We start from the raw sequence: 18834 nt of genomic DNA, 5'->3' as shown, positions 1-18834 counted from the left end.
CCACACCATCCTTCAGATTTCCGCAAGAAATTTGAGCAAAGACGCTGCAACTCTTCTGCTGCCCAACTCATTGAGATGACCACCGTCATAGGTGTATTCTTTCACCAGAGCAAAATATGTTTTCCCCTTGAAGGCAAAAACTTCCCGCTTGCCGTCCGGGTGAGTCGACTGGACAGCCGCCAGATCAAATACCGGCTCTTTTCCCTGGTACTCTTCGAATATCATCTCATTGAACCGGTTTCTCTGAATATTATCGGAGTACTCCCACAGGTCGTTTTTCCCAATAATTTTCTTAACTGTAGTTTTCCAACTATCATTGTTTTTAGTTAAAGGAACAGTTAAATGAACAAAAATAGTATTTGGAAATTCTTTTCTTAATTTGGAAAAGTTTAATTTATAGTAATTGAATATTTCTTCTATATTACTGTTTTTTGTAATATCAACATAACAAAACTTCAAAAATGCAATATCTATATTTATAAAAGAATTTGATTTTATAACTTTAGAAAAAGAATCTACCTTACTTTTTGGATCGTTATTGCTGCCAATTCTTAGATGATAGAAAGCAGGACCAAGGGCGCTTTCAGGCTGAATGTCCTTTAGATCAATAATTTTTACTTTATGATCTTTGACAATTGATGAAACCCCCCCTAGTATATTTTTTCCAACTGACTGGTGACCAAAAAAAATTTTTCTGTTAATTATTCTATCTATACTTGTTTTATTTATATCAGGCATTGGCACTATCTCCGATTCGTTCCCAGATATTTTCAAAAAAAAGATCAAAAGACAAATAGTCAGAAAAATTGAAAAAAACCAGACAAAATTCCTTCTAATCATAAATGTCTCCTAGGACTAAGGCATCTATATCGATTCTAAATGTTTTACAAAAACCGGATAAAAGTCCTGTATGAATGAGGTCAGACTCTTTTGTCCTTCCGTTAACGTTTCATCACCTAATGATGTGCTTACTCGGACAAACGCGTTTCTTTCTGCTCTGTGCATGATTTTACTGTGCAAAAGCATCAATTTCTGCGCCAGAGGCCCGGATGTCGAACCCCTCCCGGCTTGATACCAGTAGTAAACCAATTCTCTTTCCGTGTTTTTCTTAGCCTGTAGTTGGGAAAATCTCACCTCGAATTCAGGGTCTCCCGAAATCAGAAAATGCCCCTTTTTAACTTCACTTACCTGCCAACCCTGGCCGGGGAAACAGACTAATGGGTCATGAGACGCCCCCACTTTTGCCGAGGAGTAATATAAGCCAATATACAAAAAGACTTTTCGCTTCCCCTGTGAATAGCTTTGAAAAACATAATCATCCAACTGCAACTCTTGGATCAGTATCGGATCCAAAGCGGATACAGAGGTTCTTTGCCAGTTAGGGATAACTGCCAAAGACTGAATCAATGAGGTTTTTGGCACACCTGCCTGGAATTCGGGGCGCAGGTAGACCAGGACTCCGGTAAGACAAAGACAGGCGATCAAAATTTTAATTTGTAGAACGTTCATTCTTCGCACAACGCCAATACTTTTCGGGCTAATAGGAACAGAACCATGGCCAGGCCAAAAATGGCTGCGCCAAAAATCGTGTGCACGATTCCTTCAGCAAGATCAAAGCTAAAGTAATAAAAAGCAAACACCATCAGCAGTACGCGAACTATATTCACCAGGATGGCGACCGGGATCGCTGAAATAAATAAAACTCCACGCAGAAAATTCTTTTGCAGGCCGAAATACCCGATGACAGCACCAAGAGTCAGGAGTGACATAATTGAGCGCAAGCCGCTGCATGCCTGAACAACCTGCAGGGTGTGCTCCGGAAGATAGAGCACATTGCCTTCCCGCAGGATCGGAATACCGAACAAAGAAGCAAGGAAAGCCGTTACTTCCGTTACGAAAAGCTGCAGAGGAATGGTCAAGGCGGCATAGATCTGGGACGGCACCGGCACCATGAACACAAGAAGAAACCAGGGAAAGACAAGATGTCTGAACAACTTGCCACCAAAAAGGAAAAACAGACTCGCCCCTATGAAAAGAATCATTGAAAGCGGTGCTAGGGTCAAAATTTCGGCATACTTGGCAACCAGGTAAATTAAGAGCGAAAACACAACCAGCGGGAAGATTAGCCAATTTGGTCTGTTGGTAGCAGTCCGCAACTCCCCGCGTTTTTTCCAGACGATGTAGAGACTTAAAGGGACAATCAAAAACCCATGTGAGTAATCGTCCGAGGAGGACCAGGCATAGATCAGACTTCTCCAAGTCGGCAAAAATGCAAAGAGAAAAGCAAAACCCAGCAGGCTTGATAGAACCCAGAGATATCGATTATGTTCTGCTCTTTCAAGGCCTGGATTCATGCCAACCCTTTTCCCTATGCGCGGACGTAAGCCGACGATCCGACAAGATCTTCACACTTCTTCCTGTCCAACTTGCCGCTGGCGCTTTTCGGTAAATTTTTCACGAGTAGAACTCCCTGAGGTCTTTTATAAACCGGAAGGTTTTGAGCACAGAGAGAAAGAAGGGCCTCGCCATTCAATTCCGAATTCACTGGAACCACCACAGCCATCAGCCTGTTTTCAAGCAGCACATCAGGCAATCCGATTACGGCAACTTCCACTACAAGGCCGGTCGCCATGATCACATCCTCGATTTCCTGGGTGTTGATCCGGTGACCACCCACCTTCAACTGGTTGTCCTTTCGCCCGACGACATAGAAATATCCATCCTGATCGCAATAACCCAGGTCACCCGTGTGATACCCGTGCTCACTCAGGGCGCAGGCCGTGGCATCGGGGTCCCTCCAATAGCCCTGCATTATGTTTTCGCCGGTAGCGACGATCTCCCCAACATCTCCCAGAGGCAATTCAAATCCGGAGGCGTCTATAACCTTGAGAGTCACGCCCGGTATCGCCTGGCCGATGGAATCGATTTTCCGCTCGAGCATTTCCGGAGCGACATAGGACAGTCTTGCTGATGCCTCTGTAGCGCCATACATGACATAGAGCCGGGTCTGTGCCGGAAGAACCTGCAACAGGCGCTGCTTGATCGCACTGGCCATATGCCCGCCAGCCTGGGAGCAGTAGCGCAGCGAGTTCAGCTTTTCCCTTGAGGCGGCCAGGGGGGACTGATGCAGCAGGTGGGCATAAGTCGAGGGGACACCAGAAAAACCAGTCACCTGTTCTTCGATCATCTGACTGATCACCGTCGCCGGATAGGCAAATTTGTTGTTGATGACGATGCGTCCGCCGACGGCGAAATGGGTGTTGAGCAGGGATTTCCCCATTACGTAAAAGAACGGCTGGACAACCATCTGCACGTCGGCATCGGTCAATTCCAGGTATTGGCAGATCGATTTCACATTGGCGACGATGTTTCTGTGGGTGAGCATGACCCCCTTTGGCCGGCCGGTCGACCCGGAGGTGAAGATGATGCTTCCCAGGGCTGTCTCGGCCAGATCGAGGTCGGGATTATCCAGAGGCTTGCCGCAAGCAATGGCGTCCCAAACCATAACTTCTACCGCCTGATTCAGGCCAAGCTTCGGATCCTTGAGAAGGATCGACTCAATACCCGCCCCGGGCAAATCGACCGCCCGCAGCAATCTTTCAAACTTGCGTGACGAGAAGAGGCATTTTGCCTCTAACCGCTCCAGTAGCGATTGAAGCGCTGCCGGCTTCAGCTCTGTGTTCATCGGGACCGAAACCGCACCGGCCTTCAGGGCGCCGTAATATCCCACCACATATTCCAGGCTGTTTTCGAGCAGCAGCACCACCCTGTCCCCGGGGACCACACCCTGTTCGGCCAGAAACCGCGCCAGTCGGTTGGCCCCGTCATTGATTTCACCATATGTTGCCCGCACTTCTTCATGCACCAACGCGATCTTATCCGGCCAACGTCGTGCGCTGTTTTCAAGAAAGTGATGAATCAATGTGGGGTTGTCTAATACCATTGGGCCCTCAAATTCTTCAACGCCAAGTCGAAGAAAAACTTAACCACGAATTTGAAATTGGACGCGGATCAATCAAAAACAACTTTGCACCAGGAGAACGCGAAGGACACACATCAAGCCCCAAAGCATTACCATAGAGCACATAGAGGGCACAGAGAAAGTCAACTCATGCATGTCCGACAGAGCCATTCGGGCATGACGAATTGAATTTCCGAATGACTTAAGCATATGAAATATAACTTTTTTCTCTGTGACCTCTATGGTGAGAGGCTTTTACACGGCCGCCCTTTCCGACTCCCCGAGTTTCCTGCCGATATAAGCAGTCACGTTATTGAGGGAGTCCAGATTTTCCGGTACCAGCTCTTCATCCTCCACATGAATTTCGAACTCATCGGAGATGTAGCCGATCAACTCCAGGATGCCGGTGGAGTCAACAATTCCTTCCTCCAGAAAAGAAGTGTTGTCTTCGAGCCCTTCGTCATCTCCGAAAAGGTAGTTTTCAACGATGTAAGTTCTTATTTTCTGTTTGATATCAGACATAGTGGCGGTCTCCTTTTTTCCAATAATTCATGAGCGGTGAGGGATACCTCACCCTATCTTTTCACTTAAGAATCTCCGGTACCTCATCGATAAGCAGGGCCGATAGATGCAGATATCGGGTGGTATTGCGTTTGTTGTCGATATCGTCATAGACCCGCTGCACCTGTTCGGAGGTCAGCCCAAGCACCTCGGCAACCTCGGCGGTCGAATAGCCATTGTTCTTGCCGTACAAACAGAGATCCATTTCCCTGTGCGGCAGGGAAAAATAGAACTCGTCCTGCCCCTGTTGAAGCGAATAGGTATCCGTCGTCGGAGGACGATTACGGATCTCAGCGGGCACTCCGAGATATTCGGCGAGCTGATAGACCTGGGTCTTGTACAGATGGGCGATCGGCTTGACATCGGCCGCTCCATCGCCCAGTTTGACGAAGAATCCCTGGTCATACTCAAGGCGGTTCGGAGTTCCGGCCACGGCGTAATTCAGACGATCGGCATGATAGTATTCCAGCATCTTGCGCGTCCGCTGCTTCATGTTGGTGGCGGCGAGAATTTCCAGGTAGGCCTTCAAAGGCAGGCGGACCTTGTGAATTTCTCCAGCCGTCGACTGGGCGATAACGGAAAACAGGGAAAATTCCTGACTTTCGATAACGTTCGGAATGACGATTTTGGACTTCCAGCCCTCGCCATACTCGGGGATGACGCTCTTGACCGCGGCATCATACCGTCGATAGAAACCCAGGGCCTCCAGAATGCCGGAGATGTTTTCATGGGCGGACTCGATGCCGAAGCAGTCGGAAACACTAGTGCTGAGCGTCAGGGTCTCGTCTGACGAGTGACGTTCGGGCATGTGCAGGCCGAAAACCTTGCCGGCGCCGAAGGCCCTAACTGACAATCCGCAGGTCACGCTGCTGTCGATCCCTCCCGACAGGCCCAATACAACGCCTCGTCTGCGGATTTCCGTCTTCATCAGATGTCGAAGCTTTTTGGAAATCTTTTCGACTTCCTGTTCCGCATCCAATTTGAGAATGTCTTTGCGAAAGGCTTTTTTCAGCATTTACTGTCTCCGTAGTGTCAGAGCGTCCGAACTGCCTTGTCGAGAGCTCTTGGCTTGATCTGTTCCGGTGAAAATTCTTCAATAAACCGGTTATGCATGATCTGGGTGGACAAAATCCCTATGAGCGCCATGTTTTGTACTTCATTGGCTGGCTGTTTCGCATCCTTCGCAAACCTCTTTGCCAGCAGACCGACCTTCTTCGCATCAAAATAGCCGGCTTTACTGACCGACTCTTCCGACAGCAATTCATGTACATAGGACCCGGGCTCGTCCGTCCAGAAAGCCTCCTTGATCGGAGCCCGATACGGCTGTTTGGCCCGGGTGCGAATACCCTCCGGAACAATATTTCGAAAGGTTTCCTTCAGGATGTATTTTTCGTTCAGACCCTTGATTTTCCAGTGGGGCGGCAGTTTCGCCGCGAATTCAATGACGCGAAAATCGAGGAAAGGCAGACGCAGCTCGATGGAGTTTCCCATCCCGACCCTGTCCCCCTGGGAGGAGAGCAGATAATTGGAAAGGAAGATGTCCATCTCCAGAAACTGGGCCCTGGAGAAAGGATCTCTCTTGTCGAAATCGTCCGGCAGACGGGAGGCCAGAGCTCCAAGCGGATTGTATCCCGACAATTCGGCGCGGACGGATTCGGAAAAAAGGGCGGTGTTCTTCCCGCTGTTTCTCCAGCGCACCTGATGGCTAAAATACGGATCGTCCAGATCTCCGGGCTTTACGGAGAAAAATTGCTGCAGAAACAGCTTCGCACGGGAGGCATCGTTGAAGATGTAGGGATAGAGGCGTTGAACAAGCAGCGGCCGCCATTTGGAATCGGGCTGCCGTGCCCAGAATTGACGCAACTTGGCCTCTTTATAGATATTGTAACCGCCGAAGACCTCGTCGGCCCCCTCCCCCGTCAGCACCACCTTGAACCGGCTATCCCTGACGAGTTTCGACAGAGAATAGAGTGGGACGGGGCCGGTGCGCACCAGCGGTTTCTCGCATTGCCAGATTACCTGAGGGAAGTCCTCCCTGATGTGCCGGTTTGTGACGCATATTTCGCTGTGCTCGGTGCCCAGGAAAGCGACCATCTGCTTCTGATAGGAGGATTCGTCGAAGGGATTTTCCTGAAAGCCGAGAGAAAAAGTTTTGAGATGATTGTTGAAATTGTTGGCCACCAGGGCCGTGGTTATTGAGGAATCCAGGCCACCACTCAGATAGGCGCCTACGGGAACATCCGCCCGCAGGCGCAGTCTGACAGAGTCTTTCAGTAGACTGTGAAGCTCTTCGCAGGCTTCACCGAAAGAGCCGGTCCAGTGTTCTTCAGGACGACCGAAAGGAACTCTCCAGAAAGCTTCGGGCCGAGAAGGCCCAGCGGCCGAAACGAACATAAAATGCCCGGGGGGCAATTCCTGAATGTTTTCGAAGGCCGTTTTGGGGGTGATGGTGGTCCAGAAGGTAAAAATCTGGCTCAGTGCCTGAAGGTCGATGGCACGCGGGATATCCGGGTCGACGAAAAGCGCCTTTATTTCCGAGGCGAAAGAAAACTTGCCATTCCAATTGGTATAAAAAAGAGGGCGAATGCCGACGCGATCACGAGCGAGAAACAGTTTTTTGCTTCTGGTGTCCCAAATGGCGATAGCAAACTGGCCATTTATTTTTTCCAGACAGCGGGGACCATACTCTTCGTAAAGGGCAAGAACAACTTCCGTATCTGTTTCCGTTTTAAAGCAATACCCTTTTTTCAGCAGATCTTCTTTGAGTTCGATATAGTTGAAAGCTTCGCCGTTATAGATGATCCATAAAGTATCATCTCGGTTGCTGATCGGCTGTGTCCCGCAGCCAAGTCCGACAATGCTGAGACGCACGTGACCAAGGCAGACATCAGCATCCAGATAAATTCCCGCTTCATCAGGTCCTCTATGGTCCAACAGGGTCATCATACGAGCAACGAGTTCTTCCGTATCCCGACTTGACTTGCCAAAATTCAATATTCCGGAAATTCCACACATTTAGATGAAATCCTTACCTTTGATCGGAAGATTCGTTTGGACGCTATGCGATGCCCGACAGTACTCGGTAACTCCGCCTACTATGGAATGCCGGTAAAATTAATTGGAGGATGGCATTTCGCATTTGTGAGGGAATCCTTTGCTGCAGTCATACATTTCGACACCGGCACGAAATCAAAATCCCGGAGCAACTGTTTGAAGCGATTTTCAGTCCTGGTCAAATTCAGGTAATGCCTTACTCGGCTTTTCGCGCTGATCCCGCTCATGCGCGGCTGTTGTGGATCGAACTCCCAGGGATGTACATAGAAAAGAAATGGCTGCCGGTCTGCGCGATTGATCCTTCTCAGTCCCCAGCGAGTGAACGCGTAAGGGAACAGCCGAAAATAGCCCCCCCCGGCAATAGGCAAGCTTTTGGCTCCTATTTTTAGAGTGGTAATCGGAATCTCGAACAGTGCCGGGCTCTCTTCCCGTTTATCCCCGGCAGGAATCCAGTCCCCCTTATCCGTCCTTACCACCCAACCGGAAAACCGGGGCCAGTCGGGAATACCATAGAAGTCGTGTCTGATGGGAAATATACTTGAGTCGTAGCGATAACCGGCCAGATACAGTTCGTCGAAAGCCCAGAAAGTATCCCGCGAAATCGAATAACTCGGGGCCCGGTAACCAAGGACCGGCTCCCCGGTTAAATCCTCGAGAAGACCCTTGCTTCTCCGGATATCCTGACGAAACATGGTACGCCCCTGGCAATCCACCCGCTGGTGAGCATACCCGTGACTCGCCACTTCATGTCCCTCGGAAGCTATACTTCTGATCAGGTTCGGACAACGCTCGGCTACCCAACCAAGGATGAAGAAAGTGGCCTTGACCTTGCGTTCCCCCAGCAAGCCAAGAACCTTCTCGGTGTTCCTTTCGACCCTCATCTCCCGGTCGTTCCATGAGGAGGGCGATGACACCTTTTCGAAAGCCGAAACCTGAAAGTAGTCTTCTACGTCTATGGATAAGTAATTGATCATTTATAACCAGTTGCTGGTTGCTGGCTCATGGCTCGTGGACTGACGACTTTGGGCTTGGGCCAGGGATTATTTAACTATCGACAATCCCCGCCCCTTTTGAAGTTCCTCGAGTTTCGCCTCGATCTGGCTCAGGCGTTCCTCGAGGGTGTTGGACTGTTCCTGCTGTTTTCTGTGCATTCTTTTCAAAGCTTTTTCTATCAGGGACAATCGTTCGAAAATGCGTTCTTTTTCCATGGCCCCAGACAGATAGAGGAAAAAATCGTTTTCCAGCTTCTTCAATCGCTCTTCGAGGGAAGCTGACTCCAGCTGAAATTGAATACTGCCGGCAGCCTCTGCATTATCCCCAGCCTCGATAGCCACTTCCTGGACCAAATCCAAACTCAGGTTGCGGGTTTCGTCACTAAAGGCGGCCAGCAGCAGAAAATCACAGATGCGATTGACTAATCGAGGGATACCGCTGCTGTAGCGAAAAATGATTTCGAAGGAGCCCGGTTCGAAGGTGACAGCATCCCGGTTGCCGGCTTTATCAAGACGATAAAAAATGTAATCCTCGATTTCATCCGGCGCGAGCGCACTTAGATGACAGCTGATACCGATTCGCTGCCTAAGTTGGCGCATGCTGTGCTGATCGAGGGTTGTCTGCAGTTCCGGTTGACCAATGAGAATGATCTGCAGCAGTTTGCTGTCCGCCGCTTCCAGGTTGGACAGCATACGGACATCCTCCAAGGCCTCCGGGGAAAGGTTCTGCGCTTCATCGATCATGAGAATCGGCCGAATACCTGCAGAGTACTGGGCAATGAGAAAGTCGTTCAGGTCCCGCTGCAACCCCACTCGGTCCCGACCATGGACATCGAGTCCAAATTCCTCGTTGATCGAGGCCAGCAGCTGATCGCCGCCGATACTGGTATTGAAGATCATGGCCAGAACCGTAGACCGATCCAGCCGTCCGATAAAGTCCTTGACCAGGGTCGTCTTGCCTGACCCGACTTCACCGGTCAACAGGATGAAACCCGCCCCTTCCCTTAATCCGTAATCCAGATAACGAATCGCCTTCCGATGCGTTTTACTCAAAAAGAGGAAACGCGGATCGGGCACCAGGCTAAAAGGTTTGGTGGTCAAGTTAAAGAATAGTTCGTACATGGGTTTTAACCCTCGTAATTGACTTTACGTTTTAATACTTGCGACTTACCTCTCACTTTCACGCCTTACATTTTTACGAACCTAAAACGTCAACAAGAACTGAACATAGGCAAGGTTGCTCTGATAGTCGTTCTGGTCGAAATCTGAATTCTCTTCCCGATAGCGATAACCAACGGAAATAACGCCGTACTTTATTGTGTAGCTGAGGGCCAGGCCTGCACTATAGCGGAAAACATCCTCATCCTCAGGCAAAAAACGCCATACGGAGCTCTCGCCGGTCAAATCGAGGGACAGCCGCCCACGAAAAGGCACAGTGACTCTGCCATTGATACCGGCGCCACGGTCTTCCCGATCTTCGGTACGAAAATCCTGCTTTTCGGCAAAAATCCCTACCTCCCAGGGAATCCTTTCCAAATAGTTGAATGACGCTTCGGCACGCCTGTTCTTGCTCAAGCCATCATTAACCGATACGGCGAAATCCTCACTGTAGGCAACTGCGGTCCGCCAGCGGGACCCGCGCTGCCAGTCAAGGCCCACCTGCCAGACCAAGGCCCTTTCGCTGCCTCGCTCTTCATAGTCGAGCCATGCCGAGCCAGCACTGCCGTGTAAGGTAACTGAGCTGCCGATTTGATAGGAAAGCCGGGTTGTCAGGTCCTGGCGGTCATAATCATCTTCTTCGGCCTCCTCATCAGTTCGGTAGATGTTGTATCGATAGCCGAGAGCAGTGGTCAGTCTGGGGCTGAATCTTTTTTCCAGTTCAACATAAAATTCATGCCGATCCGAATCGTCTCCTTCAGGATCGTCGTAATCGACCATTTCAAAGCGGTAACCGGCAACAGGCGTGAAGGTATTGAAATAGCCGCTGCGATATTCGGGGTTGACTACCAAAAGGTTGCGATTGCTTCGGTTTACGATCAGGTTGTCTTCGTCCACCTGACGCCGGGTGTCGATAATGACTCGATCATACTCGTCGATCAAAGTAAGCGAAAAATCCTGATCTGGGAAAAGTTCCCCGAGAAACCTGACTCGCTGAACGTCACTCAGACTGGTTTCGTCTTCTTCATCATTGTGAAGATATTTGAGAAAACGAAGGCTGTAGTCGAGTTCAAGATTGAGCTTTCGGGCATCGTAATTTAACAGAATCCCCGGTGCTATAGTCGTAATGAAGTCGCTCTCCTCGTCCTCTGTATCGAGGAACAGATTATCGGTGAACTCTTCCCGAATCAGCAGCCTCGGCTCTAGTTCGAAGGCCGCCCGAACCGGAAGGGGCAACAGAGCTCCCAACAGAACGATAATGGCTAAAATACGCTTCAAGGTTCACCCCTCCAAAGTTTTCAAATGTAGTCAAGTCATAGAATCAGTGATTTAATGAATCCAATCAGAGCCCATCACTCCTCACCTCAACCTAATACTGATACCCGTAATAGCCTATCTTCTGGGAAGTGTCGGTATCATTGTAGACCAGGCCCAGAAGATTGTCGGACTTGATCAACTCCAGTGCTTGTTTCAGTTCTGATGGACGGGTTTTGCGCTCTCGTACTATCATCAGGATCCCGTCCATCAGGTGGCCGAGAGTTGAAGCTTCAGCAAAGGGCAACACCGGCGTGGTATCGAAAATGACGTAGCGATCGGGATAGCGGGACTTCAGTTCAGCCACCAAATTGCGCATGCGGTTGGAACCAAGCAATTCCGCCGGGTCATCGACGGTTCCGCCGGCAGGAAGCAGAACAAGTTTGCCTATGCCGGTACGTATCAGCGCCGTCTCCAGGGGACAGCCTTCTGTAAGACATTGCACCAGTCCCTTTTCCGGGGAAATTCCGAAATATTTATGAACCGAAGGTTTGCGCAGGTCGGCGTCGACCAGAAGCACCGTATGGTCGTACTCCCGGGCCATGGTCAGGGCCAGATTCAGGGAAGTGATTGTTTTCCCTGCTGCTGGCAGAGGGCTGGTAATCAACAGGGTGTTTTTGAAAGTGTTCTGCCGGGTTAACTCGATAATGATGGATTTTAGCTTGCGGTATTCCTCCGCCGTCCCGCTGCCCGATTCATGATTGATAACAAGCAAAGGGTTTTTGGGGGCCAAAGGCTTCACTTCCGGAGGTTCGCCGTGGGCCCGGAGCGCCATGGCCGGTGAAACGGGCATCTCCAGGACCGGCGACGGAGCCGTATGCTCTTTTTCCGCCTCCGAACCATTTTTCCTCAGCAACGTTGCCTTTTCAATCGCCTTTTCTATTCGACTCATTTATTACCATCCTGTCGGCGGTCTCGCAGGACCGTCATCCTTTCCAGCGAAAAATGCTTTCGTATACGAGCAGCGAAAATACCATCATGCCGTAGCTGGCACTGACAAGATACAGGGCCAAATCCTGTTTTTTCCGCCGGGTAACTAACTGCTGATCGACAATTGTCGGGATCTGGGCCAACACCGGCACGCTCAATTCCTGAATTTCCTCCGGATCTTTGATGGTGCCGTCCATCTTCTCCAGCAGAACAACCAAACCGAGGCCGCATCCCAGACCAACCGCAACAGACATCAGAATGAGCTTGATCATGTTCGGGGCAACCGGAACCTTGGGCAGGATGGCCGGATCGACTATACGGAAGGTGGTGGTCTTGTCACCAATTTCCATCTGCTTTGAAACCTCGGATTGACCGAGACGCTGCAGCAGCTGTTCATAGATACTGCGGGCGGAATCACGTTCCTGGATCAGCCGGTCGAGCTCCTTGTTCTTTTCCGGGAATTCCCTCAGCTCGCTTTCCCGACCTGCAACCATTTGCTGCAGCTTGGTCCTTCTGGCCTGCAGCGAGCTGATTTCAGCCTCCAGCGCCAGTTTTGCCTGCATCGTTTCCTGATAGACGGGATTGGCGCCTTCCATGGCAGTCGACTCATCCGCTGCTTCTTCCGTGGTTTCCTGCCGATTACGCAATGTTTCAATTTCCGCTTTGAGCCGCAGTACTTCCGGATAATTCTCGGTATAAGTCAAGAGGAGGGTCTGCAATTGTCTTTCCAAAACAGCCAACCGGTCACTGCGACGTGTTTCACTCAAAACAGCGATCATCGGATCCAGTCCAAGCAACTGGTTTTCCAAAAGTTTTTTCCGGGCTGTCATGGTCGTAATTTCTAAATCGATATCATCAATCTGCCGGACATAGGCTCGAATATCGTCCACCTTGGACTGTTCTTCATTACCGAGAGAGACCCCCTGACTGCGACGGTACTGGATGATGGCGTCCTCAGATTGATCCAGCTTTTTTTTGAACAGGTCGATCTGCTCGTTAAGGAACCTGTTGGCCCCGTAGCTTTCCTCCCTTTTGGCAGAGATGTTTGATTCCACATAAGATCTTACAAGAGTGTTGACAAAATCCATGGCGAAGCGGGGGTTCCGGTCTACCAAGGAAACGATAAACAAGTCTCCCCTATTTTGAACTTCTATCCGAGTGCGTCGTTGCAGATCGACGATTTTGGACTGCTTTTCAGCAGGACTGCCATAAACCGGCCCTGAATCAATTTTATCCAGAACGCTGGAAACAAGTTCCCTGCTGAGCATGGCATGACTCAGTACCCGGATGCGGTCTTCCATTTCGGGTGTAACCGCGAGTCCACGGACCAGGTTATCGATTACGTTTCTTTCGATGAAGACCTTGCTGTCTGCCCGGTACTGCTTGGGTGTCAGGTAACTTCGAACCAAAAGGGCGGACATGACCAGCATGGTGGCTAGAGCAAATACCCTTTTTCGAGAATAGACCACCCGAAGTATCTTTAAAATCTCGTTTTTATTATGATCCATTTTTTAAATCCACTTGCTGGTTGCTGATTGGTAATGCTGGTTGAAAATTTATACCAACCATAGCACTAGCAACTAATTAATGCTTTTACCAATTAAAACATTCCCTCTTTCACCACCACCTGATCACCCGGTTGCAGTGCGACGTTGTGGTCGGTATTCTTGCCGGACATCAAGTCTTTGATCCGCAGCTCAATCTTTTCGCCGCCGTGCCGCAGCACGAGGACATCGTTCTGCTTAGCATACTCGCTGAAGCCTCCTGCTTCCAGAATAGCGTCGAGAACCGTCATTCCCTCACGATAGAAGATGTATCTGGGCTCCTGAATGGCGCCCGTGACATAAACCTTGTTGAGCTCCTGGGTCGGAAGGAAAATGATATCTTCCGGCTGCAGCGTCACATCCCGGGAAACGTCCCCCTTGACGAAAAGTTGATAAAAATCAGTATCGATTCGATTCCCTTCCCTGATAATGTAGGCCCGGCGAAGGTCTGCGTTTTGAAGTCCCTCGAGCCGGCAGAGAAGCTTTAGAAGTGTCGTTCGGCCGGTTAGATCAACTACCGTCGGACCAGCTCCGCCCCCGGAAACGTAGACCCTGTTATTGACGATTTGCCGCACGGTCACGGTAACAACCGGCTTTTTGACGAACTCCGAGAGTTTGATATTCAGTTTTTCACTCAACTGCGCGGGAGAAAGCCCGGAAGCGACGATGTCGCCACCGGCAGGCAGTGTAATTTTGCCGTCCGGACGGACAATGACCTCCACAGTCAGTTCGGGAACTCCCCATACAGAGATCAGCAGCACATCTCCATCACCGATGATGTAATCTTCGCACCAGGCGATGGGCGATAGAAAATTGAGCAGCACCAGCACCAGCACCGGAAAAAGTTTTCTCATGGACATTTATCTTCCTCCGCGGTTGTAAAGGACCACTTTTATGGTTTCAAGGACAATGAAAAGGTCGAGGATAAGCGAATAGTTCTTAATGTAATAAAGGTCATAGCGCAATTTCTCAAGGGCATCCTGTTCTGAGGATCCATAGGGGTAGCAGACCTGAGCCCAGCCGGTGAGACCCGGCTTGACAAAATGCCGCTTTTCGTAATACGGAATTTTTTCGGAAAGCTGTCCGACGAATTCTGGTCTCTCGGGACGCGGCCCGACAAAGCTCATCTCCCCTCGCAGGACATTGAACAGCTGGGGAAGCTCGTCCAATCGGCTTTTCCGCAAAAATCCCCCAATTCGAGTGATGCGAGGGTCGTTCTTGGATGCCCAGACCGCCCCTGTTTCTTTTTCGGCATCCTGACGCATCGTCCGGAATTTCAGAATGGAAAATTCTTTGCCCCGCTCGCCAACCCGCACCTGGCGAAACAATATCGGCCCCGAGGAATCGAGCTTGATCAGCATGGCTACCAGGGGGAACAGGGGCAGAGCCAGAAAGACGCCAAACATAGAGAATAAAACATCCCCAGCCCGTTTGTAGAATTTCTTGAAACTGTTGATGCGAAATCCGTTGGAATAGATGAACCAACTCGGCTGAATATTTTCTATCAAAAGCTTTCCGGTCAACATTTCATAGAAAGAAGGGGAATCGAGGACATCGATGCCGGACAGCTTGCAGAACAGTAGATCCTTGACCGGCAGCACGCCGCGACGTTCCGTTATAGCCACAACGACCTTGCTGGCGCGCTGCTCCCGCACCAGATCTCTGATCCGGTCTACTTGGCCGATCACCTGATCACAGGGTACGGTCATTATATCGGCTGCAGGCTGAACAAACCCGGCAAGGAGATATCTTCCCTGCGACAGCAGAATGGTTTTCTGCATCACCTCTGCCAAGGGACCGACGCCGAGCACCAGCACCCTTTGGGCAAACCCGGAAAGCCCCCCGAGGGCGACCAGCCCCCGACGCAGCAGAAACTGCATCGCCCCGCAGGAGATCAGGGACAGCGAAAGAATACCGCGACCGATCATGGCTTCAGGCACAAGATAATAAAAAGCAGAGAGAATCAGCATGGAGAGCAGCATCGTCACGGCGATGCGGGCGAGCAGGTCGGTGCCGCGATAAGCCTGATCCAAGCGATAGAGTTCACAGAAAAACCCTGTGATGATGACGATTCCGGCCACTACCAGGACCCTCGCTCCTCCATGGCTGAAAAGATCATCGAACCCGGGTGCAACACCGAAACGAACGAAGTAGGCTGTCACCAAAGCCAGAACAGTTAGGGCAGCATCGGCCGCGACCAGCAATAACGATATCTTTCTCATAGTGCTACCCCCTTGCCATGATTGTGCAGATCCTTCAACATTTTCTTAGCTTGCTCTGCCTGGACGGGATAAGGCATTGAAACGACTTGTTGCAGGGCTTCCTCCGCTTGGTCTGTTTTGCCGGCTCCACTGTACGCCTGGGCCAGATGGAGCAGAACATCGGGTTGTTCCGGCAGCTTGGCCACGGCATTTTTCAGATAAGGCAATGCTTCCGCATGCCGGCCCAGCCTCAACAGAACATAACCCAGAGTATCCATGATGCCCGGGTCCCCCGGATTCAGTTGAAACGCCTGGGCAGCCAGCCGGAGAGCTTCATCAAGGTTGCCGTAGTTGTCCGCAAAGAGGTAGGCCAGGTTGTTGAGAGCGGGGATATGATCGGCTTTTTTTCCGATAACCTCCTGATAGAGTTCCTTGGCCTTTCGCTTGTCTCCGATTTGATCATGCAGAGAAGCCAGCAGAAAAATGGCTGATACATTATCGGGATGCCGCCTGAGCAGCCCTTCCAGAATCGTCACCGCTTGCCCAAACTTTTGCTGACCGGCGTAGAGCTCTGCCAGTCTTATATTGAGCGGTATTTCATTTTTGACTCGTTCCAGGCCATTTTTCAGAACTTTCTCCTGGCGGATGGAATCACCCCCCTGCTGATAAATTTTCCCAAGCAAGAGATAACCGGCAGGCTCCTCCGGCTTGTAATCCACTTCTCGTTGGGCGATTTTTTCGGCTTCGGCTTGCTTCCCGGTTTCGATCAATCCCTGGATCAGCAAAGGGATACCGATCTCCGGCCTCTCTTCCGCCAGCGTGCGGAAAACCTTCAAGCCCTCTTCGTTTCGGCCCTGCTTGAGCAGTTCCGCGCCCTGCAGTTCAAGCAAGGCAGGATGTCCGGGATGCCGTTGAAGTCCCTCCTGCAAATACTCCAGCGTTTTGTCCTTTTGCCCTTTGTTTCTGAAGTAGGCGGCCGAGGCCAGAAACCCCTCGACCGCTCCGGTAGCCCGGGCCCTGTCCAGGAGATTTTCCGCGCTTTTTCGGTCCCCCCGCACCTCTTCTATAGAGGCGAGAGAAAGGAGAGCTCGAAGATTGTCGGGAGCTGTTTTCAGAATTTCCCGGTACTCGGCCGCCGCTCCACCCGAATCCCCTTTAGAGAGATAAAATCCGGCCATGTTGAAATAGGGGGCAAAATAATCCGGTTTGAGCTCTTTGGCCATTTTCAACTCGGCGATCGCCGCCTCACTTTTCCCCTGCCCCCAGTAGGCCGCCGCCATATAGTTGTGAAGTACCGCATCCTCGGGCTTGCCCTGCAATCCCTCCCGGAGTCGTTGAATCGCTTGAGCGAAATTCTGCTGTTTCATATAAGAAACCACCAGCAGGAGCCGGGAATTCATAAAATCGGGTGCAATCCGCAGCGCTTCCTCCAATGGAGCCTCAGCCTGTCCGAAGTGTCCCTGAGACAGATTGAACAAGCCTTTTTTCAGACGGGGCTGAACCAGATCCGGGGCCAACTCGATGGCCTTGTCCAACTCCGACATACCTTGATCAAAATCACCCTGAGCAATCAGAACACTGCCAAGGACCTCATGGGCATGTGCATTGTCAGGATCGATTTTCAGTAATTTTTCGATCACATGGCGGCTATCTTCGAATCGGCCTTGTCGGTGCAGGGTCATTCCAGCCATCAGGCGAGACTGGGTATGAGTGGGAATTGTGTCAAGTACGGCCTGAAACTGGTTGAGGGCCAACTCGAACTGTTCGAGATGATAATAGGCCAACCCTAAGAAATAGCGACCCGCAGGATCAGCACTCCGCTGTAATGCCTGCTGCAGCTGCTCAACCGCCTCCTGGTATTTTTCCTGGGCAAAAAGAACCAGGCCATACAGGCGAATAACCGAAGGATCCTGAGGCTGGCGCTTCAACAGATCGTCCGCCACCTGGCGGGCTGCCTCTACATCACCGCGGCTAAGTTCCAGAATCCCCATCAGATAGGGCGCACGGATTTCTCTGGGAGCTATCTGGAGAATGCGCTGCCCTTCGGCCAGGGCCTCATCCACATTTCCAGCCCGGGCTTCGATCTGCATCAGAAGATAATAAGCCTCAACATCCTTGGGGTACCTCGTCATGGTCTCCCTTAGAAGAGACCGCGCTTCATCCAAAAGTCCGCGGTTTGCTTTAATGCTTGCCAGGCTGTTACGAACCCTAAGTTGGTCCGGATCGAGCTCAAAGGCTTTTTTGAGGTAATCTTCTGCCTTTTTCAAGTCACCCTTTTTAAAATGCGTTTTGCCCAGCAAAGCCAGATTTTCAGCAGTCTCCCCTTGTTCTTTGGCAAGACGTTCGGCAATTGAAATCGCTTCCTCCACCCGATCCATTGCCAGATACAGGTCAGCCAGATGCTGCAGCACTTTCGAATTGCCGGGAGCCTGCAGCAGCACTTTTTCCAGCTCCTTTTCAGCTTGAGCATAGTTACCGCTTGCAAAATAAACTAAGCCGAGCTGGTGCCGGGCCTCGAAAAAGTTGGGGTCTTTTTCCAGAGCACTTTTGAACAGGACGACCGCCCCTTTGAGGTTCTGGTTGTCTTTCTGTTCTATGCCCTCCTGAAAAAGCTGCTCCTTGGTTTTCCTCTCGCAGCCGAACAGGCAGAATGCCAGGAGTGTCATAATGGTCAACTTTGCGAGGAAAGAAGACTTTTTCATTTGGCTACCTTTTCGGTTCTTGTCTGCAGAATGTTGTTCACAACATCATTGAATCGGGAAAAATCGACCGGCTTCACCAGACAGTAAAAATTGGAATTGCTTTCCACTGCTTTCAGCAGATTGCCGCAGGAATAATCGGACAACACAAGAAGGGCGACCTGTTTCCCTTCAAGTTGCTGGAGCAGGGTCTTACCATAGGGATAACTGGTAATGACCATGCGATAACGATCAAAATCCCAGGCATGAAAATCAGCCTCGCTTCCAGACGCCCACTGAGTCGAAAAACCATTAAGTTTGACCAAGGCGGTACATATTTTCCCGAAGCTCTGTTCATCAACAATAAGGATATTGTCTGGATTCATGACATGCCTCACCTGTCCAACCAGTCTGAAAGCGACTACAATTTATAAGCCAGTA

The 18834-nt window shown here is 50.6% G+C and carries 16 protein-coding genes; all 16 read right to left on the bottom strand.

The window, feature by feature from the left end:
* Nucleotides 1-12 precede the first annotated feature (12 nt).
* Nucleotides 13-738 carry a hypothetical protein gene (locus R2940_10895; GenBank protein ID MEZ4600281.1) on the bottom strand — a complete coding sequence of 242 codons (726 nt, stop codon included), beginning with the start codon at nucleotides 736-738 and terminating at the stop codon, nucleotides 13-15.
* A 126-nt stretch (nucleotides 739-864) separates the two neighbouring features.
* Nucleotides 865-1509, bottom strand: coding sequence for an EpsI family protein (locus R2940_10890; GenBank protein MEZ4600280.1), 645 nt, complete (start codon nucleotides 1507-1509; stop codon nucleotides 865-867).
* Nucleotides 1506-2354 (bottom strand): exosortase, encoded by an 849-nt coding sequence (gene xrt, locus R2940_10885; GenBank protein MEZ4600279.1) that lies wholly within the window; start codon nucleotides 2352-2354, stop codon nucleotides 1506-1508. The genes R2940_10890 and xrt overlap by 4 nt, the downstream gene beginning before the upstream one ends.
* A 14-nt stretch (nucleotides 2355-2368) precedes the next feature.
* The gene (locus R2940_10880; protein MEZ4600278.1) at nucleotides 2369-3943 is read right to left on the bottom strand and encodes a class I adenylate-forming enzyme family protein; all 1575 of its coding nucleotides are present in this window, start codon (nucleotides 3941-3943) and stop codon (nucleotides 2369-2371) included.
* A gap of 273 nt (nucleotides 3944-4216) precedes the next feature.
* Nucleotides 4217-4483, bottom strand: a complete 267-nt coding sequence (locus R2940_10875; protein MEZ4600277.1) for an acyl carrier protein — start codon at nucleotides 4481-4483, stop codon at nucleotides 4217-4219.
* Between the two features lie 61 nt (nucleotides 4484-4544).
* Nucleotides 4545-5537, bottom strand: coding sequence for an NAD(+) synthase (gene nadE / locus R2940_10870; protein ID MEZ4600276.1), 993 nt, complete (start codon nucleotides 5535-5537; stop codon nucleotides 4545-4547).
* Nucleotides 5538-5554: 17 nt separating this feature from the next.
* Nucleotides 5555-7537, bottom strand: a complete 1983-nt coding sequence (asnB, locus tag R2940_10865) for an asparagine synthase (glutamine-hydrolyzing) (protein MEZ4600275.1) — start codon at nucleotides 7535-7537, stop codon at nucleotides 5555-5557.
* Between the two features lie 80 nt (nucleotides 7538-7617).
* Nucleotides 7618-8550, bottom strand: a complete 933-nt coding sequence (locus tag R2940_10860) for a DUF3473 domain-containing protein (protein MEZ4600274.1) — start codon at nucleotides 8548-8550, stop codon at nucleotides 7618-7620.
* A gap of 66 nt (nucleotides 8551-8616) precedes the next feature.
* Nucleotides 8617-9690 (bottom strand): XrtA-associated ATPase, encoded by a 1074-nt coding sequence (locus tag R2940_10855; GenBank protein MEZ4600273.1) that lies wholly within the window; start codon nucleotides 9688-9690, stop codon nucleotides 8617-8619.
* 81 nt (nucleotides 9691-9771) lie between these two features.
* Entirely contained in the window at nucleotides 9772-11004 is a 1233-nt protein-coding gene (locus R2940_10850) for a TIGR03016 family PEP-CTERM system-associated outer membrane protein (protein ID MEZ4600272.1), read from the bottom strand.
* A 91-nt stretch (nucleotides 11005-11095) separates the two neighbouring features.
* Nucleotides 11096-11932: an XrtA-associated tyrosine autokinase gene (locus R2940_10845; GenBank protein ID MEZ4600271.1), complete on the bottom strand. Its 837-nt coding sequence runs from the start codon at nucleotides 11930-11932 to the stop codon at nucleotides 11096-11098.
* A gap of 34 nt (nucleotides 11933-11966) precedes the next feature.
* On the bottom strand, nucleotides 11967-13478 hold the full coding sequence (locus R2940_10840) for a GNVR domain-containing protein (GenBank protein ID MEZ4600270.1): 1512 nt from the start codon (nucleotides 13476-13478) through the stop codon (nucleotides 11967-11969).
* 92 nt (nucleotides 13479-13570) lie between these two features.
* The gene (locus R2940_10835) at nucleotides 13571-14368 is read right to left on the bottom strand and encodes a polysaccharide biosynthesis/export family protein (GenBank protein MEZ4600269.1); all 798 of its coding nucleotides are present in this window, start codon (nucleotides 14366-14368) and stop codon (nucleotides 13571-13573) included.
* Between the two features lie 6 nt (nucleotides 14369-14374).
* A complete protein-coding gene (locus tag R2940_10830; GenBank protein MEZ4600268.1) occupies nucleotides 14375-15736 on the bottom strand; it encodes a TIGR03013 family PEP-CTERM/XrtA system glycosyltransferase in 1362 nt (453 codons plus the stop codon).
* Nucleotides 15733-18417, bottom strand: a complete 2685-nt coding sequence (gene prsT, locus R2940_10825; protein ID MEZ4600267.1) for a PEP-CTERM system TPR-repeat protein PrsT — start codon at nucleotides 18415-18417, stop codon at nucleotides 15733-15735. The genes R2940_10830 and prsT overlap by 4 nt, the downstream gene beginning before the upstream one ends.
* A complete protein-coding gene (locus R2940_10820; GenBank protein MEZ4600266.1) occupies nucleotides 18414-18779 on the bottom strand; it encodes a hypothetical protein in 366 nt (121 codons plus the stop codon). The genes prsT and R2940_10820 overlap by 4 nt, the downstream gene beginning before the upstream one ends.
* Between the last annotated feature and the right edge of the window lie 55 nt (nucleotides 18780-18834).

It is taken from the genome of Syntrophotaleaceae bacterium (assembly GCA_041390365.1).
Classification (GTDB): domain Bacteria; phylum Desulfobacterota; class Desulfuromonadia; order Desulfuromonadales; family Syntrophotaleaceae; genus JAWKQB01.
Note: the sequence above shows the minus strand (reverse complement) of the source record. Positions and strands in the feature narration are given on the sequence as shown.